Here is a 25,298-nt window from a genome sequence, read left to right on the forward strand (position 1 = left end):
AGCTGTCACCCCGGCCTTGAGCCGGGGCCCATCTTGAGATGCCGGGCCAGGTGCACCGGTGCTGTGGCTAAAGCTACTCCCGCTCCCCGCCAAACGCCACAAACTCGCCCCGGAACACCCCCGCGACCTCGCCCGCAAACTCCACCTGTGACCGCACCGCGATCCGCGCCACGCCCTTGCGCGCCAGCATGCGCGTAAACGCCGCCCAGTCGCCCCCGAGGCTCGCTGTGGCGGTGAAGTCCCCCGCAACGGGGTGCAGATAGTCCATGCTATTGCGCTGGATCACCAGCCGGCTCGGCAACCCCTGCGCCGTCACCCTCACATGCAGCAGTGACCAGGCGGCAAGCGTCGCAACCGCCGAAGCGCTGCCGCCAAACACCGTATCGCGGTGATTGATATTGGGCGCGAGTGGCGCGCCCAAAGTCACGGCTTCGGCGCTGCTCGCCACCACCTGCACCCCCATCGCCCGCGACAGCGGGATATGCTCATGCAGATAGGCTTGCAGCGCCTCGTTCGTCATGCCCAGCTCTTGAGATCGTCCAGCGCCCGCGCCGTGATCATGCGCCGTTTGGCGATCACCTTGTCATTGCCGCGCCAGCGCCCCGCGCCCTCGGGCTTGGTCACCGTCACTTCCGGGAACAGCCCGAAATTGACATTCATCGGCTGGAACGAGCGTGCTCCGCTATAGCCTTCGGTTTCGAGGTGCCCGCCGGTGATATGGCCGAGCAGTGCGCCCAGCGCCGTGGTGATCGGGGGCGGAGGCAACTGCTCGCCGCGTGCCTCGGCCGCCGCCATGCGTCCGGCCAGCAGCCCGATCGCCGCGCTTTCCACATAGCCTTCAACGCCCGTCACCTGGCCGGCAAAGCGCAGCCGCGGATCAGCCTTGAGTTTGAGATCGGCGCCCAGCACCTTGGGGGAATTAAGGAAAGTGTTGCGGTGCAGGCCGCCGAGACGCGCGAACTGCGCGTTCTCGAGCCCCGGGATCATGCGGAAGATCTCGGCCTGGATGCCATAGCGCATCTTGGTCTGGAACCCGACCATGTTCCACAGCGTCCCCAAAGCATTGTCCTGCCGCAACTGCACGATCGCATAGGGCTTGACCGTGGGGTTGCGCGGATTGGTCAAACCGACCGGCTTCATCGGTCCGTGGCGCAGCGTTTCGCGGCCCCGCTCGGCCATCACTTCGATGGGCAGGCAGCCATCGAAATAGGGCACCTTCTCCCAGTCCTTGAACTCATGCAGCGGCGCTTCGATCAGCGCATCGACGAACCGGTTATACTGCTCCTGGTCCATCGGGCAGTTAAGGTAGTCCGCCCCGGTGCCGCCCGGGCCCGCCTTGTCATAGCGCGACTGCGCCCAGACAATGTCCTGGTTGATGCTGTCGTAGTGCACGATGGGCGCAATGGCGTCGAAAAACGCCAGCGCATCCTCACCCGTCAACTCCAGCACCGCTTCCGCCAGCGCCGGGGAGGTGAGGGGGCCGGTCGCCACGATCACATTGCGCCAGTCCGCTGGCGGCAAGCCGGCGACTTCCTCGCGCTCGATGGAAATATTGGGGTGGCTCTCGATCGCCTTGGTCACCTCGGCCGAAAAGCCGTGCCGGTCCACCGCCAGCGCACCGCCGGCCGGCAGCTTGTGCTGGTCGGCCGCCTGCATGATCAGCGAGCCGCAGCGCCGCATCTCTTCATGCAACAGCCCCACGGCATTCTGCTCATGGTCGTCCGAGCGGAAGCTGTTGGAACACACGAGCTCCGCCAGGCTCTCGGTCTGGTGGGCATCGGTGGGGCGCACCGGGCGCATTTCGTGGACGATGACGCGCGCGCCGGCCTGTGCCGCCTGCCAGGCAGCTTCGGAGCCGGCCAGACCGCCGCCAATGATATGGATAGGTTCTGATGAGGACATGAGCGCCCATAACAAGGCCGCTGCGTCAGCGCAACTGCCGCGTCTCGCAGCCGGGCTGCCGTCTGCTCAAATGCGCTTGAGCACTTGTTCAGCAGGCGTTCATCGCGGTGAACGGCAATCCTGCTTTGCCATATTGCTGGGCGAATCTTTGCAGCTGATTGTCAAACGAGCAGGCTCGCCTGAACAGCAAAACACCCGCATCTCAGAGAGAAGCGGGTGTTCGGTCTATGTCAAACCTGATGCTTGGGCAGTAATGCTTAAAGCGTGCTGGCATGATCGCGAGCAACACGGGTGATATCGGTACGCGAAATACCCAGATCGTTCAGCTGGCGATTGTCGAGAGCGGTAAGCTCACGGACGGTCTGCTGGTAAGCGGCCCACTTCTTGAAAGTCTTGCGGATGTCCATTCGATCTCTCCTTGCGTCTACGCCGATATATCTAGGCCATCCCGCGCAACACTTGCAGTGGGTGATTGGTCAAACGAGCCATGCACGCCAAGCGCGGCTTTAACCACCGCCGTTCATTTCCGGTTAAAGCTTCGATCAGAAATAAGGCCGCGGGATGGAGATCCCACGGCCGGTGCTTATTCTGCGCTTGGCGTGTTCAGCGGTCGAACAGCCCGCGCGTCATTTTGTTGAACTCCGGCCCGCAAAGCCCCAGCGGATCAGGCTCTCGCCGGCAGGGGAGGTTGATTTCCCGGCGGTCCTGCTTGATCTCGACAGGGCGCTTGATGCACCAGACGGCACGCACGAACATGGCCCGTGCTCCTGTTCCAAATCGCGACAAACCCAAGCATGCCGAGCTTCGCTGTCACCTTCCACTGCTCATCGGGCAGGCGCGACATGCGCCCTCCGCATGGCTGGCTACTCCGCCGCCCGCCGCGCCGTGGCCGGCCGCCGCTCCATCACCTGCTTGAGGAATGTCCCGGTATGCGACCGTGGGCTCGCCGCCACCTCTTCGGGCGTGCCTTGCGCCACGATCTCGCCGCCGCCATCGCCCCCTTCGGGGCCCAGATCGATCACCCAGTCGGCGGTTTTGATCACCTCGAGATTGTGCTCGATCACCACCACCGTATTGCCGGTATCCACCAGCTCGTGCAGCACATCGAGCAGCTTGGCGACATCGTGGAAATGCAGCCCGGTAGTCGGTTCGTCCAGCATATAAAGCGTGCGCCCGGTTGCCCGCTTGGACAACTCCTTGGAGAGCTTGACGCGTTGCGCCTCGCCGCCCGACAGCGTCGTTGCCGGTTGCCCGACCTTGACATAGCCCAGCCCCACCCGCTGCAGCGTCGTGAACTTGTCGCGGATTGTCGGCACCGCGGAAAAGAACTCCACCGCCTCGTCGATGGTCATGTCGAGCACATCCGAGATCGACTTGCCCTTGAACTGCACCTCGAGCGTTTCGCGGTTGTAGCGCTTGCCCTTGCACACATCGCAGGTGACATAAACATCGGGCAGGAAGTGCATCTCGATCTTCAGCACCCCGTCGCCCTCACACTTCTCGCAGCGCCCGCCCTTGACGTTGAACGAGAACCGCCCCGGCCCATAGCCGCGCGTCTTGGCTTCGGGCAGGCCGGCAAACCATTCGCGCAGCGGCGTGAACGCGCCGGTATAGGTCGCCGGATTGGAGCGCGGCGTGCGCCCGATGGGGGACTGGTCGATGTCGATAACCTTGTCGAGATGCTCGAGCCCGGTCAGCGATTTGTGCGGCGCCGGCATTACCCGTGCCCCGTTAAGGCGCCGCGCGATAGCGGTATACATGGTGTCGATCATCAGGGTCGACTTGCCGCCGCCCGACACCCCGGTAATGGCCACGAACATGCCGAGCGGCACATCCACATCCACATCCTTGAGGTTGTTGCCAGTGGCGCCGCGCACCGAAAGATACTTGCCGGTCTTGCCCTCGCGGCGCTCGGCCGGAATGGCAATGCCCATCCGGCCCGACAGATACTTGCCGGTGAGGCTGTCCTCATGCGCCAGGATCTGGTCGGGCGTGCCTTCTGCCACGATATGGCCGCCATGCACCCCGGCACCCGGGCCGATATCGACCACATAGTCGGCCGTCAGGATTGCATCCTCGTCATGCTCCACGACAATGACGGTATTGCCGAGGTCGCGCAGCCGCCGCAGCGTATCGAGCAGGCGCGCATTATCGCGCTGATGCAGCCCGATCGAGGGCTCGTCGAGCACATACAGCACGCCCGTCAGCCCCGAGCCGATCTGGCTGGCAAGGCGAATGCGCTGCGATTCCCCACCCGACAGCGTCCCTGAATTGCGCGACATGCTGAGGTAATCGAGCCCCACATCGATCAGGAAGGTCAGCCGGTCCCGGATTTCCTTGAGAATGCGCTCGCCGATCTGCTTCTGGCTCGGGGTCAGCTGCCCCATCAGCCCGGCAAACCACTCGTCCGAGGCGCGGATCGACATTTCGGTGACCTGCCCGATATGGAGCCCCGCAATCTTTACCGCGAGCGTTTCGGGCTTGAGCCGATACCCGTTGCAGGCCACGCATGGCGCCTGCGACATGTATTTCTCGATCTCCTCGCGCATCCCCGCGCTTTCGGTTTCCTTATAGCGCCGCTCGAGATTGCCGATCACCCCTTCAAAGGGCTTGGTGGTCTTGTATTGCCGCAAGCCGTCGTCATAAACGAACTCGATTGCCGTCCGTCCGGTGCCATAGAGCACCGCCTGCCGCACCTCGTCGGGCAGGTCGGCCCAGGCGGTCCCGGTCGAGGCGCCGAAATGCTTGACCACCGCGCTCAGCGTTTGCAGGTAATAGGGCGCCGAAGTCTTGGCCCAGGGCAGCACCGCCCCGTCGCGCAGGCTCAGGCTTGAATCGGGCACGACCTGGCCCGGATCGATCTTCTGCTCGGTCCCCAGCCCGTCGCACACCGGGCAGGCACCAAATGGATTGTTGAACGAAAACAGCCGCGGCTCGATCTCGGCAATGGTGAAGCCGGACACCGGGCAGGCGAACTTTTCCGAAAAGGTGATCTGGCGCGGCTTGCCGCTCTCATCGGTTTCGTCGGCCAGTTCCACCAACGCAATGCCGTCGGCGAGCTTGAGCGCCGTTTCAAAGCTTTCCGCCAAGCGCCCGCTGAGGTCGGGGCCCACGACCACCCGGTCGATCACCGCCTCGATATCGTGCTTGAACTTCTTGTCGAGGGTAGGGGCATCCTCGAGCTCGAAATATTCGCCGTCGATCTTGACGCGCTGGAAGCCCTTGCGCCCCAGCTCCGCCAGTTCCTTCTTGAACTCCCCCTTGCGCCCGCGCGCAATCGGCGCCAGCAGATAAAGCCGCGTGCCCTCGGGCAGCTCCAGCACCCGGTCCACCATTTGCGACACGGTCTGGGATTCGATCGGCAGCCCCGTGGCGGGCGAATAAGGAATGCCTACGCGAGCAAACAGCAGGCGCAGGTAATCGTAGATTTCCGTGACCGTGCCCACCGTCGAGCGCGGATTGCGCGAGGTGGTTTTCTGTTCGATGGAAATTGCGGGGGACAGCCCCTCGATATGCTCCACATCGGGCTTTTGCATCATTTCGAGAAACTGCCGCGCATAAGCGGACAGCGACTCCACATAGCGCCGCTGCCCCTCGGCATAGATCGTATCGAACGCCAGCGAGGACTTCCCCGAGCCGGACAGGCCCGTCATCACGATCAGGCTGTCGCGCGGCAGCCGGACATCGATGCCCTTGAGATTGTGTTCGCGCGCGCCGCGCACCACGATTTCACGATTAAGGCTGGGATTGGGCATCACGATCCATGTTCATAAAGGCTGCGCCAGACAGGTGTCGGCATATAACGGCCGGACGGTCGGCGGGAACTCACAAATAGGGGCGCACCACCGGGCAGGCAAGGCAAAGGGTCGGCATGGCGGCCTTGCACCCGCTGTCAACGCGCCCAACAAAGCCCCGGGGTCAGGCGCTCACCCCTTTGGAGCCACTCCATCCCGCAGGGCTGCTGACACAGCGTGTCAGTAGCGACCCCATCGCGCACCTCCCGAGCGGCCCCTTCGGCCGTCCTTGACTCACCCTGCGCTGAGAACATAAGATGAACGAAGTTAAAGGGCAATCCCCATCTACTGGGGTCCAGCGGTCAGGCGCAGCCGGCACAAACCGGTTCAAAACGCCAAAAAAGGCTGAGCGGCTGCGGTTTTGGGCGTTAAGTAGAACCCAAGCGGGCCGCAGGCCAAGCAAAGCGAAACGGAGCATGTCATGGCAGGCAGCGTCAACAAGGTCATTCTGGTAGGCAATCTGGGCAACGACCCCGAAGTGCGCAATCTTCCCAGCGGCGGCAAGGTGGTCAATCTGTCCATCGCCACCTCGGAAAACTGGAAAGACAAGAACACCGGCGAGCGGCGCGAAAAGACCGAATGGCACCGGGTGGTGATCTTTTCGGAAGGTCTGGCGCGTGTGGCCGAAAGTTACCTCAAAAAGGGCTCCAAGGTTTACATCGAAGGCCAACTCCAAACCCGCAAATGGCAGGACCAGAGCGGGCAGGACAAATACTCCACCGAGATTGTGCTGCAGGGCTTCAACTCCAACCTGACGCTGCTCGACGGCCGCGGCGAGGGTGAAGGGGCAGGGGGCGGCGAGCCCGGCGGCTTCCGCGGCGCCCGCCAGTCCGACAATGGGGGTGGTGGCGGCGGCCGCCGTCCATCCCCGAGCGCCCCGGCCTTTGAGTCCGGCGGCATGGACGACGACATCCCGTTCTGAGGCTCGACGTCTCCATAAAACCAGGAAAGTGGGTCGCTTCGGCGGCCCATTTTTTTTGCCGTAAAGCCTTTCCGGCTTCAAAGGCATGAAGCGACAGCGCGGCCCTGGGAAAAAGCCCCATTATTGACTTTGCTCAATTTGCGGCACCCGCGACGGGCTAGTTTCACGGTGAAATGAGGCGTGCATGCCCGCACCATCCAAGAGTCGCCCAGACTTTGGCGCGGTGGCACCGAGCTGCCGATCTCTGATTGCACGCAAGAGCCCTGACCGGAAGGAACCACCATGTTGACGTCCAAGGCATCTGCAGCTCTGCTCGTGACCGTCCTTGCGGGCTCGCTGGCCCTGTCCCCGCTGGCGGTGGGGCAGAACAATGCCACCCCCGCCACCACGCAAGCCGCGCCTGAGGAGCCTGATGAAGCGCACCGCGCCATCCGCTGGGCGCAAGCCCATTTGCAGGAGATGGATGCCGCCATCACCGTTCTGGAGCAAAACACCGAACAACTCGCGGGCGACGCGCGCACCAAGGCCGAAGCGGAACTCGACAAGCTGCGCGCCGTGCGGGAGGAATATCAGCGCTCCCTCGAGGAGGCGCTGGCCACCACGGACGCCAGGACCCGCGAGGAAACCGAGCGGCTGGGCAGTGCGCTCGCCACCCATTGGGACGACTTCGAGACCGATCTGGCCGCCTATTATGACGCCGCCACGGCTGATCACGACCTTCGCCGCGCCGTATTCATCGCGCGGGCCGAGGCGCAGGAAGCCGCCTTCAGGCAGGAAATCGAGGACCTCGACCAATCGGTCGCCAATGCGGCTGCAGGCGCCAAGGCCGGGCTCGACGCGCGCAAGGCAGCGTTGGAAGCCCGGCTGCAGGAAAGTCGCGAACAACTCGACCGGCTGGGCGCCGCGACCGACGCTTCCTGGCAGCAATTCGTCGATGGCCTGCACAATGCCCGCACGGCATTCCAGGCCGAGTTTGAGAAAAACCAGTAAGCCTTTGATCTATTTACAGGCACTGCAGGCCCGTCGCGGTCGGCAGAACGGGAGATCGGCAGATGTGCACCGGCGCCAACTACACCACCAAAGACCATTATTTCGGCCGCAATCTCGATCTGGAGTTCTCCTACAACGAGACGGTCACGGTCACGCCGCGCAACTTCCCCTTCGAGTTCCGCAGAATGCCCAGGCTCGACACGCACCACGCCATCATCGGCATGGCGACCATCTCGGATGGCTATCCGCTGTACTACGACGCGACCAACGAGAAGGGGCTCAGCATGGCGGGGCTCAATTTCCCCGGCAATGCCGATTACAAGCCCGAAGCCCCTGGCCAGACCAATATCACACCCTTTGAGTTCATCCCATGGATCCTGGGCAAGTTCGAAACGGTGGACCAGGTCAGGCAAGAGCTGCGCGCGTTCAACCTCGTCGATATTTCGTTCAGCGAGGCGTTCCCGCTCTCGCCACTGCACTGGATCATCTCGGACCGAAACAAGTCCATCACTGTGGAGTCGGTGCGCGACGGCTTGAAGGTCTACGACAACCCCATCGGCGTGCTCACCAATAACCCAACCTTTGACATCCAGTCCTTCAACCTCAACAACTTTATGCACCTGTCGCGCCACCCGCCCGAGCAGCATTTCTCGGACCAGCTCAGCTTCGACGTCTACAGCCGCGGCATGGGCGCGATCGGATTGCCCGGCGATCTGTCCTCGTCCTCCCGCTTCGTCAAGGCCGCCTTCACCAAGCTGAACGCGATTTCCGGGGACTCCGAGTCGGAATCGATCAGCCAGTTCTTCAAGATCTTGGAGTCGGTGGCCCAGCAGCGCGGCTGCGTGGACGTCGGCAACGGCAAATACGAGATCACCATCTACTCGTCGTGCTGCAACACCGACAAGGGCATCTATTACTACACGACCTACGAGAACAGCCAGGTCACCGGGGTCGACATGCGCAAGGAGGACCTCGACGGCTCCGCGCTTGCCGCTTATCCGCTGATCAAGGGCCAGCAGATCCAGATGCAGAACTGAGGTCTCGGCTGCCGGCCGGCCCCCAGAACTCCCGGGCGAATGGGGGCAGCTTGTCGAGGCACTCGGCAAAGCTCGATCGATCCATGCTGCGCCACAGCACCGTCGCCACATCCTCGATCGCGCTCGGGGGCGAGATATTGTGGTTGGGCCGCAACTCCCGTACCTCTCGGCGCCATGCCGCGCGGTCCAGCACCGCCACCGGTTCGGCTTGCGGGTCCCAGTCCATCACGAACAGGGCCCGCAGCATCGGCGGCAGGATCTGCACGAACATGATCCCTTCCTCGAGCGTCAACCGTCGCCGGAACGCCAGCAGCACCCCCTGCAGCATAGTATAGGCCTGATGCCGCGTCGCCAGTCCCGCTTCCTCGGCAATCGCCGCCAGCAACGCATCGAACTCAGCCGAAGCCCGCCGGTATTCGTTCGGCACCGTCATCCGCATCCTCCTCTCAGCCGATCACCAATCTGCCACCACTTGGCCGCGCGCGCACGCTGGCGGCACCAATTCGCGCCCTCCTGACAAGACCTGTCCTGCGCGGCCCTTAACCGCCAGCAGCAATCAACCAGGAGGCACGGAGATGAGTGAGTTTGCAGATAAAACCGCCCTGGTCACCGGGGCCGGCTCGGGCATCGGGGAAGCGACGGCTCGGGCCCTGCACGGGGCGGGAGCGCGGGTGTTTGTCGGCGTGCACACGCTCGAACAAGCGCAGCGCCTGCAGCGCGAACTGCCGGGCATCGTTGCCGCGCCCTGCGACGTGCGGGACCCCGCTGCCGTCGAGCGCATGGTGGCGCAGGCCGTAGCGGCGTTCGGCCGCCTCGAGCTTTGCGTCAACTGTGTCGGCATCACCGGACCCGCGCCAACCCCCATTGCCGATTACGATCCGACGGTTTGGGCCGAAGTCATCGCCACCGATCTCACCGGTATGTTCCATTGCCTCAAATACCAGGTCCCGGCGCTTGCGGCGGCTGGCGCTGGGGCCATTGTCAACATGACTTCGGCTAATGGCGTGGTCGGCATTCCCGGCATGGCTGCCTATACTGCCGCCAAGCACGGCGTCGTCGGTCTTACTCGCAGCGCTGCTCTGGAGCTCGCCAACACCGGCATTCGCGTCAACGCCGTCGCACCCGGCTATGTGGCCACGCCCAAAGTGCTCGCCGCCGGCGAAGATGCGCTGACCCTGTTCCGCCAAAGCCACCCGATGGGGCGGCTGGCCGAGCCCGAGGAAGTCGCCGAGTTCATCCTCTTCCTGCTATCCCCGCGCAGCGCCTTTGCCACTGGCGGGGTTTACGCGCTGGATGGTGGCTACACCGCCCAATGACGCCGGAGCACATACGAAAAGGGCGACCACCCGGCCGCCCCTTGCAGTCCTCCTTTGGGCTCAAAGACTATTTGCTGAACGGCACATTGGCGCGGATGCTTTCGCCAGTTTCAACATAAACCACGTTGAAGCCCACCGTGATCTCGTCCTGGTCGAGCGCAATATCGGCCGAGATATCGTATTCCTTGCCTTCTTCGTCCTGGTCGCGTTCGCGCAGGTTGAACAGCAGTCCCTTGCCGCGCTTTTGCCCCACGGCAATGCCCGAAAAAGCGGCGTTGGAGGTCATCGCCGCCTCGAACCGCCCCTGCGCGTCCACATAGGCGAGCGTGCCATTGATCGAGAGCACCTTGCCGGCCAGCGTGCAGCGCCCGCTATAATTGACCTTGTCGCTATTGCCCGTGCTGACCTTGAGCCGGCACACCACGGTTTCCGAGCGATCCCCGGTCAGCGTGCCGCGGCCGCGCCAATCCCCGATATAGGATTGGAGCAGGGCCACATCGGCCGGCGCAGCAAAGGCCGGCGCCGCACCAACAACGCCAGACAAGGCAAGACCCGCGAATGCCAGGGCACGCGCCACAGGCCCGAAATAGTTCATCCTAACCCTCCGAATGGAAAACTGCCCCCCCGGCCACAGCGCCCGAGCTTAGCAAAACCCTGCTGCCGCGCGGCAAAATTCGCGACAATGTGAACAACCCAGATCCCACGCCAGCGAGCCAGCTACGACACGATCGAGGACGGTGCCGCGCCGCGCGAAGCCGCTTCTCCGCTCGGATCATCGGGGGTCGATTCATGATCGGCCATGCGCACCTTGATCTTGCCCAGCGGGTGAAAGAACTTGCCGCCGGCGGCCAGCAAGGCCGGTAGGATGAACAGATCCCCGATCACGGCAAAGGCCAGCGTCGATACGAACAACTTGCCGAACAGCGCCACCTGCGGCAGCTCCGAAAAGGTCACGATCACCACCCCGGCGCAGAGGATAATGGTGGTGGCAACGATCGCCCCGCCGATCCGGTCCAGCGTGTGCTTGACCGCCGCCAGGTGCTCCATGCCTTCCTCGCGCCGCGCATGCAAATAATGCGACAGGAAATGCACGGTGTCGTCCACCGCGATGCCAAAGGCGATGGTCAGCGCGATCACCGTGGTCAGTTGCAGCCCGGCGCCCGAAAAATACAGCCACGCCTCCGTTCCCAGCACGGGAAAGAGGTTTGGGATGGCCGAAGCCAGCGCCACCCGGAAGCTCTGGAAGGCAAAGCCGATCAGCCCCAGATTGACCAGCACCGACAGCGTCAGGTCGAGCTGCAGCCCGCTCACGATCTGGTCGGTGGCAAAGGTCGTCATCACCCGGAACCCGCCGATTTCAGCGCCCTCGATCCCTGCCGCCCGCAGTTCCGCCGTCACCTCGGTGACGAGGTCCTTGAGGGAATCCGAATCAAGGATCGTCGGCATGAACCCGGTCACCAGCGCCTGGGAGCCGTCGTCATTGATGAAGCGCCGCTTCATGAACGGGCCCACGGCCTCAAACACCTCTTCGCGCGTAAAGCCCGCTTCGGTGTAATTGGTCATGCTCGCGGCGGAGATGACCTTGTTCTCCCCTAGGTGGGCTTCCATGATCTCGTGCACGCGCCGGATCGTCTCGAAATCCTCGGGCGCGACATTGGGATCGTTCTGCTGCAGCGGCACCCGCACATAAAGCGGCGCCACCCCGCCCACGCCCTGGTCGATCTGCTGCGCCGCGGTGATCGCGCTGGATTCGCGCGCGGTGAAATCCTCGAAGGCAAAATGCGGCTTGATCAGGAAGTAGGGGACGAACAGAACGAGCGTGACCGCGATGGCGACGATTGAAACCAGTCGCCCATAGCGCCGCGCCAGAAACCAGCTCAGGGGCAGGGGAGCCGTCAGCACCAGGCTCGAGCGCTTGGGTGCCTTGAAACCGAGCCGCAGCGAGAGCTTGAGCATCAGCGGCATGAAGGTCATCAGGCACACAAACAGCAGGAACGAGCCGATCGCCCCCGCGATCGAAAACTCGCGCACGCCCTGGCCTGGGGTCAGCGACAACGACGCAAAGCTCACCAGTGTCGTCAGCATGGTCAACGCCGCGGCCGGCCCCACCAGCTTGACCGTGGCATCCACCGCCTTGTTGGGCTCCATCCCGTCGTCGCGCCAAAAGGCTAGCCAGTTGAAAACAAAGAACATGGATTCGGCGAACGAGATCACCAGCACCAGCGTCGTCACCAGGATGGTGAGGAACGAGAACGAGCCGAAAAACAGCAGGATGATTCCCATCGTCCACATCACTGCCACAAACGGCGTCGCGGCAACGAGAATGGCTCCCGGCAGCGAGCGCAGCGCGAGGAGCGCGATCAGCGACCCCAGCCCAAAGCCCCAGACGGTGAACTTGAGCTGGTCGCTAACCGCCGCGTTCAGCATTTCCGTGGTCCAGACCGGGGGGCCGGTCAGCTCCACCTGGATGTCAGCGTCCTGGTAAAGGGCGATGGTTTCGCGCAGGGAGGCGATCATCGCCTTTTCCCCGTTTTCCTGCACCGCATCGCGGTTGGGGAACATGATCAGCACCACGCCCGACAAATCGGGTGTGATCAGGTTGCGCATCATGGGGTCGTTCTGCTGCAGCTCGCTCAGCGCCGCCGCAACCTCCGCCGGATCAGTCATCCCTTCAGGCACCGCTGGCACCGAGCCACCGCCGCCATCAGGCTTGCGCAGCGTAAACGGCGACATCGTGCCCACTGCGTATTCGCTCAGCTCCATGTCGAAGGCCAGCTCGCGCACCCGCTCGAGCACTTCCGGATCGGTCAGGCGAGGCGAGGTCACCAGCACATAGATGTCGTTTTCAAAGGTGCCGAAATTCTCTGACAGCCGCTGATAGGCGTCGTAATGCTCGCCGGAATCGGCAAACACCCGCAGTAGGTCCCCATCCACATTGGCGCGTGGAATCTGGCTGAACGCCAGGGCCGTAATCGCCAGCACGGCAAGCGCCACCGCCAGCGGATAGCGCAGTGTGGTCAAACCGATATGTTCAAGCCCAAAGCCGATGGAGCGGTCATGCGTCACCCGGGCCAGGGCGCGCTGGAGCAAAGCAGAAAAGGCCAAGACACCCGGTCTCCACGTATAAGGCGACGAATTGGGGCGATTTCTACGGCTTTGCGGCAGTTGCGTCCAGCAGCCACTGTAGTGCTGGGCGCAATGTTGTTGGTGTGTGCTTGGAAAAGCGCTGGCTTAACTTGCCAGGCGCTCGCGATGCAGGGCCAGCACCGCGTGCAGGTTTTGCGGCGCGCGGCCGGTAAACCGCTCCACCGTGTCGGCAACAATGGCGTGGTGACCCTCGGCAGCATCGCGGTCAAACGCCACCAGCAGATTGGCCATGAAGGGCGGCAGGCCCGCTGCCAGCATGCCTTCGAGCAACTGCTCGGGCGTCACCCCGATCCGGGCAATGCTCTTGCCGGACAGCTCGCTGAGCAGACGCGCAACTTCTTCCTGGGTCACCGGGGCAGGGCCGGTCACATCGAAAATGTTCTGCCCTTGCGCCTCGAGCAACGCGCCCGCCGCGGTGCGGGCGCAGTCGGCCCGGCTCACATAAGCGCGGCCCTTGCCCGCCGTGGCATCGAACATCTGCCCCGATTGCAGCGCACCCCCGGCGCCCATCAGCACCGCCTCGGCATAAATGTGATTGCGCAGCACAGTGAACTCGAGCCCCGATGCCGCCACCGCCTGCTCGGTCCAGTAATGATCGGCAATGCCCCCGGCGCTGGCGTTCGGCCGGGGATTGGGGGCTGAGGTATAGATGATGTGCTGCACGCCAGCGCTGCGGGCCGCTTGCACGGCTGCGCGCTGCTGCTCGGCCCGGTTTGCCGCGACCGTACTGATCATCAGCATGCGCTCGACGCCGTCCAGCTTGGCGGCGAGACTGGGGTCATCGAAGTCGATTTGCCGCAACTCGACCTCGCGACCTTCGAATTCCGCCAGCTTGCCCGGCTCGCGCGAGCCCGCAATGATCCGCCGGGCCCCCTTGGCCAGCAATTCCTCCACCACCAGCCGGCCCAGCTGGCCACCGGCCCCGGTTACCAGCACTGTTTTGTCGGCAAAACGGCTCATCATCGTGCTCCTTGTTCGGGCGTGAGGCAGGTGCCGGCCGGCACTTGGCCCTCGCCCCAGACTTAATGAGCGCGCAGCGGACTTGTAAGAAGGCACCTGCCTTATAGCGCCCCCCACCTTATCAATGCCCGGCGACAAGGGGTCCCACCGCAGCGATTGGTAATTTCGCGCGAAATCACCTATTTACTACTCAGCTGAATCAACCCGAATCGATACCGTGACCGATACGCCCGACACCGGAACCGGCGCGCCCCCGCCCTCCGACGATATCGCCCTCATCTCCATTACCGACGAGATGCGCAAATCCTATCTCGATTACGCCATGAGCGTGATCGTGAGTCGGGCCTTGCCCGACGTGCGCGACGGCCTAAAGCCCGTGCACCGGCGCATCCTGTTCTCGATGAGCGAGAATGGCTACGAGTGGAACAAGCCCTATCGCAAGTCGGCCCGCGTGGTCGGCGACGTTATCGGTAAATACCACCCGCACGGCGATCAGTCGGTTTACATGGCGCTGGTGCGCATGGCCCAGGATTTCTCCATGGGCCAGCTGCTGGTGGAAGGGCAGGGCAATTTCGGCTCGGTGGACGGCGATATGCCCGCCGCAATGCGTTACACCGAAGTGCGCATGCAGCGCATCACCAACAGCATGCTCGACGATCTCGACAAGGACACCGTCGATTTCCGCGACAACTATGACGGCTCCGAGCGCGAGCCTTCCGTGCTGCCGGCCCGCTTCCCCAATATGCTGGTCAATGGCGGCGGCGGTATTGCGGTGGGCATGGCCACCAATATCCCGACGCATAACCTAGCCGAAACCATCAACGCCGCGCTGATCCTGCTCGACAATGGCGAAGCCACGGTTGACGACCTGCTCGAAGTTCTGCCCGGCCCCGATTTCCCGACCGGCGGCATCATCCTTGGCCGTGCCGGCATTCGCGCCGCCTACGAAACCGGCCGCGGCTCGGTTCTGGTGCGCGGGCGCGTTGCCATCGAGGAAGTGCGCAAGGAACGCGAAGCCATCATCATCACCGAGTTGCCCTATCAGGTGAACAAGGCGACGCTGGTGGAAAAGATTGCCGAACTCGTGCGCGACAAGCGCATCGAAGGCATCTCCGACATGCGCGACGAATCCAGCCGCGAAGGCATGCGCGTCGTGGTCGAGATCAAGCGCGACGCGCTGCCCGACGTCGTGCTCAACCAGCTCTACCGCTACACTCAGCTGCAATCCTCGTTCGGCTGCAACTTCGTCGCCCTCAATGGCGGCAAGCCGCAGCTGATGACGCTCAAGGAAATCCTTGAGGCCTTTATTGCCTTCCGCCATGAAGTCGTCACCCGCCGCGCCCGGTTCCTGCTCAACAAGGCCCGTGACCGCGCCCATATCCTGGTTGGCCTGGCCGTCGCCGTCGCCAATATCGACGAAGTCATCGCCCTGATCCGCACGGCGCCCGATCCCGCGACCGCGCGCGAGCAGCTGATGACCCGCCGCTGGCCGGCTGCCGATGTAGCCCCGCTGATCGCGCTGATCGATGATCCGCGCCACCGCATCAACGAGGACGGCACCTTCAACCTCTCCGAGGAACAGGCCCGCGCCATCCTCGAGCTGCGTCTGGCCCGCCTCACCGCCCTGGGCCGCGACGAAATCGGCGAAGAACTCAACGGCCTTGGCGCCGAGATCAGCGATTACCTCGATATCCTGCGCTCGCGCGAGCGCGTGATCGAGATTATCCGCGACGAACTGGTTGCCATCCGCGACCAGTTTGGCACCCCGCGCCGCACCGAAATCGCCGACAGCCTCGCCGATTTCGACGACGAGGACCTGATCGCGCGCGAAGACATGGTCGTCACCGTTTCCCATGGCGGCTACATCAAGCGCGTGCCGCTTTCGACCTACCGGGCCCAGCGCCGCGGCGGCAAGGGCCGCTCGGGCATGCAGACGCGCGACGAGGATTTCGTTTCGCGCCTCTTTGTCGCCAGCACCCACACTCCGGTGCTGTTCTTCACCTCGCGCGGCATCGCCTATAAGCTCAAGGTCTGGCGCCTGCCGCTCGCAGCCGCCAATGCCCGCGGCAAGGCGCTGATCAACATCCTGCCGCTCGAGCAGGGTGAACGCGTCACCTCCATCCTGCCGCTGCCCGAGGACGAGGCCACCTGGTCCGATCTCGACATCATGTTCGCGACCTCGCGCGGCACGGTGCGCCGCAACTCGCTGGCCGATTTCACCTCGGTCAACCGCAACGGCAAGATCGCCATGAAGCTCGACGAGGGCGATCGCATCGTTTCGGTCGAAACCGCCAGCGCCACCGACGACATCATGCTCACCACCGCACTGGGCCGGGCCATCCGCTTCGGCATCAATGATGTGCGCGTGTTCAAGGGGCGTGACTCTACCGGCGTGCGCGGCGTGCAGCTGGGCGAGGGCGATACCGTTATCTCCATGTCGATCTTGCGGCACTTCGACGCCACCCCGGCCGAGCGCAACACCTTCATCAAGCAATACGGCGCCAATCGCCGTGCCGCGACCGGTGAAGAGGCCGAGGTCGAGCTCACCGGCAGCGAGGACAGCGAAGAGGATGTGGGCGTCACCGCACTGTCCGTCGAGCGCTACGCCGAAATGGACGCCGCCCAGCAGTTCGTCCTCACCGTCAACGAAAAGGGCTTCGGCAAGATCTCGTCTTCCTACGATTTCCGCCTGTCCAACCGCGGCGGCAAGGGCATCCGCGCTACCGACCAAAGCAAGCTCGACGAGATCGGCCATCTCGTTGCGTCCTTCCCAGTGGAGGAAAGCGATCAGCTCATGCTCGTGTCCGATCGCGGTCAACTGATCCGCGTCCCGGTCGACGGCATCCGCTTCTCGAGCCGCGCCTCCAAGGGCGTGCGCATCTTCTCGACCGGCGCGGGTGAAAAGGTCGTTTCCGTGGAACGCATCAGCGAGCCCGAAGGCGACGACCCCGGCGAAGTCGACGGCAGCGACGCCATCGCCCCCTCGGGCGAATAACCAAACATGCGGGCAGCGCCGGGGTATCGAACACTCCTGGCGCTGCCTGCCCCCCGCTGGCTGGCGCTCGCGAGCCTGCCTGCCGACTTCGCCGACTGGCTCGATTACGCCGCAGTGGTGGCGCTCCTCGTCTTTACCTGGCAGCAAGGCCCACTCGCACTCGCCCATTTTGCGCTTTGCCTGGCGCTCCCCTATCTCACTGCCGGGCCGGTGCTGGCCATCTATGTGGATCGCCTGCCGCTCCGGCGCGTCTTGTTCTGGAGCAATCTCGCCCGCGCCCTCGCCACCTCAGCCCTCCTGATCGCCCCGAACACGGCAGTTGTGCTCCTTTTGGTCTTCGTCCGCGGCTGCATCGACTCTGCCTTCAATCCCGCCCGCCAGTCCGCCATTCAGGCCTCCACCCCGGCCGACCTCCTGCCGCATGCCAATGCCCTCCACCACGCCATCAACCAGGGCTCCAAGATCCTCGGGCCGGCCTTGGGCGGGCTCTTGCTGACTGCGCTCTCGCCCCAGGGCGTCTTTGCCGTCAATGCCGGCTTCTCACTTCTTGCCGCGCTTCTCGTGCTCCCGCTGCAACTCGCCTCGCGCCAGCCCACCACCACCCCGGAACGCTTCTCGGTGGCGCTCCTCGCCGGAGTCAGCGAGTTCGGCCGCAGCCGCCTCTTGCTGACCGCCTTGGTGTTCTCCGCCATCGCGTTCTTCGCGTTCTTTCTCTACGACACCTTTATTGCCCTGCTGCTCGATGATCTCGGTTATGGACCATCCGCCCTGGGTTTCTCGCTGGCTTGTTCCGGCCTTGGCGGGTTGTTGGGGGCCGTGCTGGCCGCCCGGATGCCTCCGGAGAACCCGCTCGCCAGCATGATCAGCGGCGCGCTCATAGCTGGGCTGGCGGTCGGTGCGCTCGGCCTTGGCGCCGCGCTCGAACTGGGCCTGCCGCTCCCGGCTTACCTCGCGCTGATGGCGGTTATGGGCGGCTCCACGGCTTTCATGCTCGTGCCCTATCGCACGATCATCCAGACTGAAACTCCGCCCGACCGCATCGCCCGCGTGTCGGCCGCGGGTGAGGCCGTTACCACCGCCATCATGCTGTCCGGGCCATTTGTCGGCAGCTTCATCGCCACCCTTTGGGGCAACGCCGCTGCGTTTATTGCCGGCGCCTGCGTGCTGCTTCTGCTCGCCTTTGCCGGCCTCGTCATTCTTGCACTCCGCCCCCGCCCGTGACACAAACACCGCAAAACTGGGGGAGGGGCGCATGAGCAGGCTGGTGGGGTTTTATCCCGGATCGTTTGACCCGGTGACCAACGGCCATCTCGATGTGATCGAGCGCGCCTGCAAGCTCGTCGATACCCTGGTGGTCGCCGTTGGCATCAATCCGGGCAAGAAGTCGCCGCTCTTTGCCCATGCCGACCGACTGGCCTTGCTCAACCAGGTGCTCGCGCCCATCGGCAAGCGCACCGATACCGAGTTTCGTGTCGTTGATTTCTCCGGCCTCATGGTCAATGCCGCCCGCGAACACGGCGCCAAGCTCATCATCCGCGGCCTGCGCGACACCACCGATTACAATTACGAGATGCAGATGGTGGGCATGAACGCCCAGATGGCGCCCGATCTGCAAACCGTGTTCCTCCCCTCCAGCCCGCCCGTGCGGCACATCTCGGCCACATTGGTGCGGCAAATTGCCGAGATGGGCGGCGATATCGCTGCCTTTGTTCCTCCCATTGTGCTCAAGGCTCTGCAATCCAGATGACCAATGCTTTTCGCCCGACCCGCCGCCTGTTCAGCGCCCTGGCGCTTGCCACTCTCGCCTTCGGCGCGGCTCCCGCCTTTGCCCAGGAAACGCCCACCGGCACCCCGCACCTGCTGCTGACGCTCGAAGATGGCGTGGTCGATATCGAACTGCTGCCCGAGATTGCGCCCAAGCATGTCGAGCGCGTGGTCACCCTGACCAATGAGGGCTTCTACAATGGCCTCGTCTTTCACCGCGTGATCGAGGGCTTCATGGCCCAGACCGGCGATCCGACCGGCACCGGTATGGGCGGCTCGGAACTGCCCGATGTCGAAGCCGAGTTCAACAGCGAAAGCTTTGGCCGCGGCGTTGTCGGCGCTGCCCGCTCGCAGAACCCCAATTCCTTCAATTCCCAGTTCTTCATCACCACCGGCGATGCCTCGTTTCTTGACGGGCAATACACCGTGTTCGGCAAGGTCGTTTCCGGCATGGAAGCCGTGGACGCCCTCGAAAAAGGCCCGAAGTCGGCTAATGGCCAGGTCGAGAACCCCGACAAGATCGTCGAAGCCAAGATCGAATACAAGTAACTCGAACCGGGCTGCCCCTTCCGGCCTGCTCGCACGCGATGTCATCCCGGCCTCGAGCCGGGATCCATCCTGAGACTCATCACCACGGCAGCGCCGCGTGAACCGCCCCCAGCGGTTGCACCCGCCGCCCAATGCCCTTACATCCCGCCCCATCCATCAACGAAAGCGAAAACCATGGCCGATTACGCCGATCCCGAAAACACCCTCGTCATTGACACCACCAAGGGCGAAGTCGTTATCCAGATGCGCCCGGACCTCGCCCCCAACCACGTCGCCCACATCAAGAAGCTCGTGCGTGAAGGCTTTTACGACGGCATCGTCTTTCACCGCGTGATCGACGGCTTCATGGCCCAGACTGGCTGCCCGCGCGGCACTGGCACCGGCGGCTCCAAGTACCCGGACCTCAAGCAGGAATTCAACAACGAGCCGCATGTCCGCGGCACGGTTTCCATGGCCCGCGCCCAGAGCCCCGACAGCGCCAATTCGCAGTTCTTCATCTGCTTTGACGACGCGTCCTTCCTCAACAAGCAATACACCGTTTGGGGCCAGGTCATTTCCGGCATGGAAAACGTCGACCAGATCAAGCGCGGCGAACCCGTCCAGAACCCCGACAAGATGAACTCCGTCAAAGTCGCCGCCGACATCGCCGCCTAAGGCATTTTTCTTGACCAACTTCTACGGGCGCCCCACCGGGGCGCCCGTTTTTGTGTCTGCAGCCTCGCTTCCAGCCCCAAGTACGACCCTCGGTGCTCTTGCCCTGAGGGGAGGGCCGGGGAGGGGGGGCGCCGTGCTGTTGCAGCGATCCCTCTGATGCCGATAGCGGCACAAGCACCTATCTCAGCGCCATCGTCTCCCTCCCCCTTGAGGGGAGGGATCAAGGGTGGGGGTTCAGGCCGTGCTGCAAGCTCGGCGTCCGGGTTTGCCCCAGCGACAAACAGGACGCTCCCCACCCACCACCCTCAGTGCCATCGCATCCCTCCCCCCTGAAGAAAGGGATGGAGGGTGGGGGTGCCGGCCGGTCCGCGAACAGAGTTCGTGTGGGGCCCCGGACAAACCGCGCCCTCCACAAACGCCCACCCCCATGCTAATCCCCCCGCATGCGCGTTTCCGATTTCGACTTTGAGCTCCCCGAAAGCTCCATCGCCCTCCACCCAGCCGAACCCCGCGACTCCGCGCGCCTGCTGGTCGTGGACCCGCAGCACGGCCTTGCCGACCGCCACATCCCCGATCTGCTTCACCTCCTCCACCCCGGCGATGTCCTCGTCGTCAACGACACCCGCGTCCTGCCGGCCGAACTGCGCGGCACCCGCATCCGCGGCGACAACCGCGCCTCCGTCTCCTTCAACCTCCACAAGCGCGACGATGCCAGCACCTGGCGCGCCTTTGCCCGCCCCGCCAAGCGCCTCGCCCTCGGCGACCAGCTCGAGCTGGGCAACGGCGAAACCGAGCCGCTCCGCGCCACCGTTGCGGGCAAGGGCGATGGCGGCGAGATCATCCTCCGCTTTGCCCAAAGCGGCGCCGCGCTCGATGAAGCCATTAAGTCCCATGGCGCCATGCCGCTGCCCCCCTATATCGGAGCCAAGCGCGCGCTCGAAGAACGCGACAAGACCGACTATCAGACCGTTTATGCCGCCGAAGACGGCGCCGTCGCCGCCCCCACCGCCGGGCTCCATTTCACCCAGGACCTGCTCGACCGGCTAGAGGCCAAGGGCGTCACCATCGAGCGCGTGACCCTTCATGTCGGCGCCGGCACCTTCCTGCCCATGAAGGCGGAAGACACCGAAGACCATGTGATGCATGCCGAATGGGGCGAGATCGATGCCCCGACCGTCGAGCGCATCCTCGCCGCCAAGCGCGCCGGCGGCCGCGTGGTTGCCGTGGGCACAACGAGCCTGCGCCTCCTCGAATCTGCCGCCCGCCCCACCGGCACGCTCGCCCCCTTTGTGGGCGATACCGACATCTTCATCACCCCGGGCTTTCAGTTCCGCTGCGTCGATCTGTTGATGACCAACTTCCACTTGCCCAAATCGACCCTCTTCATGCTGGTCAGCGCCTTTAGCGGGCTCGACACCATGCAGGCCGCCTATCGCCACGCCATCGACACCGGCTATCGCTTTTATTCCTACGGCGACTCATCGCTGCTGTTTCGCGCGCAATAGTGCTCGCCCGAGTTCCACGCCCCTCCTGCTGCAGGCTCGACTAGAATTAGCGCCTCACCCTAAGGTCAATCGGGAATTTCGAACCCCGTGGTCTTCAGCTTCCGTAGCCCTCATGGTGAGGCGGGAGCGCAGCGACCCTCGAACCACGAGGGCGTGGCACGACGACGGGCTCTTCCCACTCGCAGTTCAACCCACTACAACCCAGCGCCATGAAACAGGTCACCTTCACCCTTGCTGCCACCGACGGCGCCGCCCGCCGGGGCCGCATCGATACCCCGCGCGGCGACATCCAGACACCCGCCTTCATGCCCGTGGGCACGGTGGGCACCGTCAAGGCGATGTATCCCGATCAGGTTCGGGAAACCGGCGCCGATATTTTGCTGGGCAACACCTATCACCTGATGCTGCGCCCCGGCGCCGAGCGCGTGGCAGCATTGGGTGGCCTGCACGATTTCATGGACTGGCAGCGGCCCATCCTCACCGATAGCGGTGGCTTTCAGGTCATGTCGCTGGCCCAGCTGCGCAAGCTGACCGAACAGGGCGTCACCTTCAAATCCCATATCGATGGCTCCGCCCACCAGCTCACCCCCGAGCGCTCCATCGAGATCCAGACGCTGCTCGATAGCGACATCATCATGCAGCTCGACGAGTGCATTGCGCTGCCCGCCGAGTACAAGGAGATGGAGCGCGCCATGGAGCTGTCCCTGCGCTGGGCCGACCGCTCCAAGACCGCCTTCAACAACCAGGCCAACCGCGCCCTTTTTGGCATCGTGCAGGGCGGCGACTCCCCCGAGCTGCGCGCCCGCTCCGCCGCGGGGCTGCGCAGCATCGGCTTTGATGGCTATGCCGTCGGCGGCCTCGCCGTGGGCGAGCCGCAGGAAGTGATGTTCCGGGTGCTCGACGAAATCACCCCCGAACTGCCCACCGACCGTCCACGCTATCTGATGGGCGTCGGCAAGCCCGACGACATTCTGGGTGCCATCGGCCGGGGCATCGATATGTTCGATTGCGTCCATCCCACCCGCGCTGGACGGCACGGTCATGTCTATACCCGCTTTGGCGTCATCAATCTCAAGAATGCCCGCCACAAGGACGACCCGCGCCCGATCGACGAGCAGTCCCCCAACCGCAACTGCCGCCGCTGGAGCAGAGCCTATCTTCACCATCTGGTGCGGACGGAGGAAATTTTGGGGGCCATGATCCTTTCGCAGATCAATCTGGCCTACTATCAAGAACTGGTGAGTGGTGCTCGCGTGGCAATCGAGGCGGGTCGGTTCACCGATTTTGCCGCCGAAACTCGCGCTGCTTGGGCGGCGGGCGATCTGCCGGTTATTTGACGTTCAGAAAGGGTTCATCTTCATGGCGAAATCAGGGCGCAAGGCCAGCTTCACCGATCTCGGCAAGCATCGCAAGCGGCTTGAAACCCAGCCCATGCGGCTGCAATTCGCCGAGGATCCCAACCGCTTCGAGCGCTTCTCCGCCCGTGCGGGCGACCTGCTGCTGGACTACTCCAAGAACCGCATCGACGAAGAAGCCATGGCCGCGCTCTTCGACCTCGCCCGCGCCGCTGGCCTCGAAGAGCGCCGCACCCAGATGTGCGAGGGCGAGCATATCAACCTCACTGAGAACCGCGCGGTCATGCACATGGCCCTGCGATATCAAGGGGATAGGCCTGTTCCTGTCGATGGCAAGGACGTCATGCCGGACGTGCGCGCAGTGCTTGCGGCCATCAAGACCTACACCGACGCCATCCGCTCCGGCGAGATCCGCAGCCATACCGGCGAGCAATTCACCGACGTCGTCAATATCGGTATCGGCGGCTCCGACCTCGGCCCCGCCATGGTGACCCTCGCGCTCGAGCCCTATACCCGTCCCGACTTGCGCGCGCACTACGTCTCCAATGTGGATGGCGCCCATATCCACGACACGCTCAAGCGCCTCAACCCGGGGACAACACTTTTTATCGTTGCCTCCAAGACCTTTACCACCGACGAGACCATGACCAATGCAGGCTCCGCCCGCAAATGGCTGGCCGAATCGCTGGGCGAGGAAGCCGTCCCCAGCCACTTCGCCGCCGTTTCCACCAACATCCCCGCCTGCGCCGCCTTCGGCATCCAAGAGGATCGCATCTTTGGTTTCTGGGACTGGGTCGGCGGTCGTTATTCCGTCTGGTCGGCCATCGGCCTACCGATCGCCCTTGCCGTCGGTTACGACCATTTCTCCGCGTTCCTGAGCGGTGCCGACGCCATGGACCAGCATTTCCTCTCCGCCCCGCTTGAGAAAAACCTGCCTGTTATCATGGGCTTGCTGGGTGTTTGGTACCGCAATGTCTGGGGCTTCTCCACTCACGCCGTCTTGCCCTATGACCAGCGCCTGTCACGCTTTCCCGCCTATCTGCAGCAGCAGGACATGGAATCCAACGGCAAATCGGTGACCCTGAGCGGCAAGCCCGTGGCGTGGTCCACCGGCCCCATCGTTTGGGGTGAGCCGGGCACCAATGGCCAGCACGCCTTTTACCAGCTGATCCACCAAGGCACCGATGTCGTGCCCGCCGACTTCCTCGTTGCTGCCCGCCCACACGAGTCCATGCCGCCCCACCACGCCAAGCTCGTGGCCAATGTGCTGGCGCAGTCCGAAGCGCTGATGCTGGGCAAGACCGAAGAAGAGGTCGTTGCCGAACTCAAGGAGCAGGGCCTCGACAAAAAAGCCATCAAGTCCTTGGCTCCGCACAAGCTTTTCCCCGGCAATAGACCGTCCAACACCCTTTTCTACCCCCAGCTCACCCCCGAAATGTTGGGCTCGCTCGTCGCTCTTTACGAGCACAAGGTCTTCACCCAAGGTGTGATCTGGAACGTCAACTCCTATGACCAGTGGGGCGTTGAGCTCGGCAAGCAACTCGCCAAGGCCCTGCTGCCCAAGGTAGAGGGCACCAGCGGCGCCGAGGACCATGACAGCTCAACCCGAGGCCTGCTCGCCTATTTCCACGCCAACAAGGGCGGACCGGCATGACCGTCAGCACCGAAGAGCAGCTGCAAGCCCTCAAGGAGATCGGGCGGATCTGCGCCATCACCCGCGACGCTATGAGTTCGGCGATGCGGCCGGGCATGACCACGGCTGAGCTCGACGATATCGGCCGCGCCGTTCTCACCGAGCACGGCGCGCGCTCGGCACCCGAGATCACCTATGAGTTCCCCGGCGCCACCTGCATTTCCGTCAACGAGGAAATCGCCCACGGGATCCCCGGCAACCGCATGTTGCAGCAAGGCGACCTCGTCAATATCGACGTCTCGGCCGAAAAGAACGGCGTTTTTGCCGATACCGGCGCCTCCTTCGTGCTGGGCAAGGGTGACGCCCGCCTCGATGCCCTCTGCCGCGACGGCAAGAAGGCCATGTGGGCCGGCATCCGCACTGTCAAGCCGGGCGCAGGGTTCAACGAGATCGGCAATGCCATCGGCAAGTTCGCGAAGAAAGGCGGCTACACCCTGATCCGCAATCTCGCCAGTCACGGCGTAGGCGACAGCCTGCACGACGAACCCGGTGAAATCGCTACCTGGCCGGACCGCTCCGAACGCCGCCGCATCACCAATGGCTTGGTGTTCACCATCGAGCCTTTTCTGTCGCTCGGTGGCCGCTGGGCGCAGCAGAAATCCGAAGACGACGAATGGACGCTGGTCAGCAACCCGTCGGCCCCTTGCGTGCAATATGAGCATACAGTGGTAGCCACGCCCCGCGGTGCGCTGGTGGTGACGCTGGTCGCCTAAGC

22 protein-coding genes are annotated in these 25,298 nt (G+C 63.8%); 13 read left to right on the forward strand and 9 right to left on the reverse strand.

The features are described from left to right. Nucleotides 1-73: 73 nt before the first annotated feature. The 5 genes from AC3YMN_RS14330 to uvrA form a co-directional block, all read right to left on the reverse strand. Nucleotides 74-520, reverse strand: a complete 447-nt coding sequence (locus tag AC3YMN_RS14330; protein ID WP_489890502.1) for a YiiD C-terminal domain-containing protein — start codon at nt 518-520, stop codon at nt 74-76. Next, nucleotides 517-1,902 carry a methylenetetrahydrofolate--tRNA-(uracil(54)-C(5))-methyltransferase (FADH(2)-oxidizing) TrmFO gene (trmFO, locus tag AC3YMN_RS14335; protein WP_489890503.1) on the reverse strand — a complete coding sequence of 462 codons (1,386 nt, stop codon included), beginning with the start codon at nt 1,900-1,902 and terminating at the stop codon, nt 517-519. Before trmFO ends, AC3YMN_RS14330 begins: the two co-directional genes overlap by 4 nt. 257 nt (nt 1,903-2,159) lie before the next feature. Beyond that, a complete protein-coding gene (locus AC3YMN_RS14340; RefSeq protein WP_127752621.1) occupies nt 2,160-2,309 on the reverse strand; it encodes a DUF1127 domain-containing protein in 150 nt (49 codons plus the stop codon). A 196-nt stretch (nt 2,310-2,505) separates the two neighbouring features. Beyond that, the gene (locus tag AC3YMN_RS14345; RefSeq protein ID WP_164854773.1) at nt 2,506-2,658 is read right to left on the reverse strand and encodes a hypothetical protein; all 153 of its coding nucleotides are present in this window, start codon (nt 2,656-2,658) and stop codon (nt 2,506-2,508) included. A 107-nt stretch (nt 2,659-2,765) separates the two neighbouring features. After that, nucleotides 2,766-5,657 (reverse strand): excinuclease ABC subunit UvrA, encoded by a 2,892-nt coding sequence (uvrA, locus tag AC3YMN_RS14350; RefSeq protein WP_489890504.1) that lies wholly within the window; start codon nt 5,655-5,657, stop codon nt 2,766-2,768. 460 nt (nt 5,658-6,117) lie between these two features. Here uvrA and ssb point away from each other — a divergent pair, with 460 nt between their 5' ends. From ssb to bsh, 3 genes are all read left to right on the forward strand, one after another. After that, complete coding sequence (gene ssb, locus AC3YMN_RS14355) at nt 6,118-6,618, forward strand: single-stranded DNA-binding protein (protein WP_172122972.1); 501 nt, start codon at nt 6,118-6,120, stop codon at nt 6,616-6,618. 282 nt (nt 6,619-6,900) lie between these two features. After that, nucleotides 6,901-7,608, forward strand: a complete 708-nt coding sequence (locus tag AC3YMN_RS14360; RefSeq protein ID WP_489890505.1) for a hypothetical protein — start codon at nt 6,901-6,903, stop codon at nt 7,606-7,608. 62 nt (nt 7,609-7,670) lie between these two features. Next, complete coding sequence (gene bsh / locus AC3YMN_RS14365) at nt 7,671-8,645, forward strand: choloylglycine hydrolase (RefSeq protein WP_489890506.1); 975 nt, start codon at nt 7,671-7,673, stop codon at nt 8,643-8,645. On the opposite strand, the gene AC3YMN_RS14370 is transcribed toward bsh, so the two are convergent. Beyond that, nucleotides 8,614-9,078 (reverse strand): DUF2267 domain-containing protein, encoded by a 465-nt coding sequence (locus AC3YMN_RS14370; RefSeq protein ID WP_489890507.1) that lies wholly within the window; start codon nt 9,076-9,078, stop codon nt 8,614-8,616. The two genes, bsh and AC3YMN_RS14370, sit on opposite strands and share 32 nt — an antisense overlap. 142 nt (nt 9,079-9,220) lie before the next feature. On the opposite strand from AC3YMN_RS14370, the gene AC3YMN_RS14375 reads away from it, so the two are divergent. Beyond that, entirely contained in the window at nt 9,221-9,961 is a 741-nt protein-coding gene (locus AC3YMN_RS14375) for an SDR family NAD(P)-dependent oxidoreductase (RefSeq protein ID WP_489890508.1), read from the forward strand. A 67-nt stretch (nt 9,962-10,028) separates the two neighbouring features. On the opposite strand, the gene AC3YMN_RS14380 is transcribed toward AC3YMN_RS14375, so the two are convergent. The 3 genes from AC3YMN_RS14380 to AC3YMN_RS14390 all read right to left on the reverse strand — a co-directional run bounded on the left by AC3YMN_RS14380 (nt 10,029) and on the right by AC3YMN_RS14390 (nt 14,068). Further along, nucleotides 10,029-10,556 (reverse strand): hypothetical protein, encoded by a 528-nt coding sequence (locus AC3YMN_RS14380; protein ID WP_489890509.1) that lies wholly within the window; start codon nt 10,554-10,556, stop codon nt 10,029-10,031. A 122-nt stretch (nt 10,557-10,678) separates the two neighbouring features. Next, entirely contained in the window at nt 10,679-13,066 is a 2,388-nt protein-coding gene (locus AC3YMN_RS14385) for an efflux RND transporter permease subunit (protein WP_489890510.1), read from the reverse strand. Between the two features lie 126 nt (nt 13,067-13,192). Next, nucleotides 13,193-14,068 (reverse strand): SDR family oxidoreductase, encoded by an 876-nt coding sequence (locus tag AC3YMN_RS14390; RefSeq protein ID WP_489890511.1) that lies wholly within the window; start codon nt 14,066-14,068, stop codon nt 13,193-13,195. Nucleotides 14,069-14,285: 217 nt separating this feature from the next. Here AC3YMN_RS14390 and gyrA point away from each other — a divergent pair, with 217 nt between their 5' ends. The 9 genes from gyrA (at nt 14,286) to map (ending at nt 25,296) form a co-directional block, all read left to right on the forward strand. After that, nucleotides 14,286-17,063, forward strand: coding sequence for a DNA gyrase subunit A (gene gyrA / locus AC3YMN_RS14395; protein ID WP_489890512.1), 2,778 nt, complete (start codon nt 14,286-14,288; stop codon nt 17,061-17,063). A gap of 6 nt (nt 17,064-17,069) precedes the next feature. Further along, entirely contained in the window at nt 17,070-18,284 is a 1,215-nt protein-coding gene (locus AC3YMN_RS14400; protein ID WP_489890513.1) for an MFS transporter, read from the forward strand. Between the two features lie 31 nt (nt 18,285-18,315). After that, nucleotides 18,316-18,810, forward strand: coding sequence for a pantetheine-phosphate adenylyltransferase (gene coaD, locus AC3YMN_RS14405; protein WP_127752640.1), 495 nt, complete (start codon nt 18,316-18,318; stop codon nt 18,808-18,810). Next, on the forward strand, nt 18,807-19,376 hold the full coding sequence (locus AC3YMN_RS14410) for a peptidylprolyl isomerase (RefSeq protein ID WP_489890514.1): 570 nt from the start codon (nt 18,807-18,809) through the stop codon (nt 19,374-19,376). The genes coaD and AC3YMN_RS14410 overlap by 4 nt, the downstream gene beginning before the upstream one ends. Nucleotides 19,377-19,550: 174 nt before the next feature. Next, nucleotides 19,551-20,030, forward strand: a complete 480-nt coding sequence (locus AC3YMN_RS14415) for a peptidylprolyl isomerase (RefSeq protein WP_172122980.1) — start codon at nt 19,551-19,553, stop codon at nt 20,028-20,030. A 443-nt stretch (nt 20,031-20,473) separates the two neighbouring features. Then, nucleotides 20,474-21,535: a tRNA preQ1(34) S-adenosylmethionine ribosyltransferase-isomerase QueA gene (gene queA, locus AC3YMN_RS14420; protein WP_489890515.1), complete on the forward strand. Its 1,062-nt coding sequence runs from the start codon at nt 20,474-20,476 to the stop codon at nt 21,533-21,535. A 209-nt stretch (nt 21,536-21,744) separates the two neighbouring features. Beyond that, nucleotides 21,745-22,872, forward strand: coding sequence for a tRNA guanosine(34) transglycosylase Tgt (tgt, locus tag AC3YMN_RS14425; protein ID WP_489890516.1), 1,128 nt, complete (start codon nt 21,745-21,747; stop codon nt 22,870-22,872). A 22-nt stretch (nt 22,873-22,894) separates the two neighbouring features. Next, on the forward strand, nt 22,895-24,544 hold the full coding sequence (gene pgi, locus AC3YMN_RS14430; RefSeq protein WP_489890517.1) for a glucose-6-phosphate isomerase: 1,650 nt from the start codon (nt 22,895-22,897) through the stop codon (nt 24,542-24,544). After that, the gene (map, locus tag AC3YMN_RS14435; protein WP_489890518.1) at nt 24,541-25,296 is read left to right on the forward strand and encodes a type I methionyl aminopeptidase; all 756 of its coding nucleotides are present in this window, start codon (nt 24,541-24,543) and stop codon (nt 25,294-25,296) included. The genes pgi and map overlap by 4 nt, the downstream gene beginning before the upstream one ends. Nucleotides 25,297-25,298: the final 2 nt, after the last annotated feature.

The sequence above is a fragment of the Devosia sp. Z11_6 genome (genome assembly GCF_058133665.1).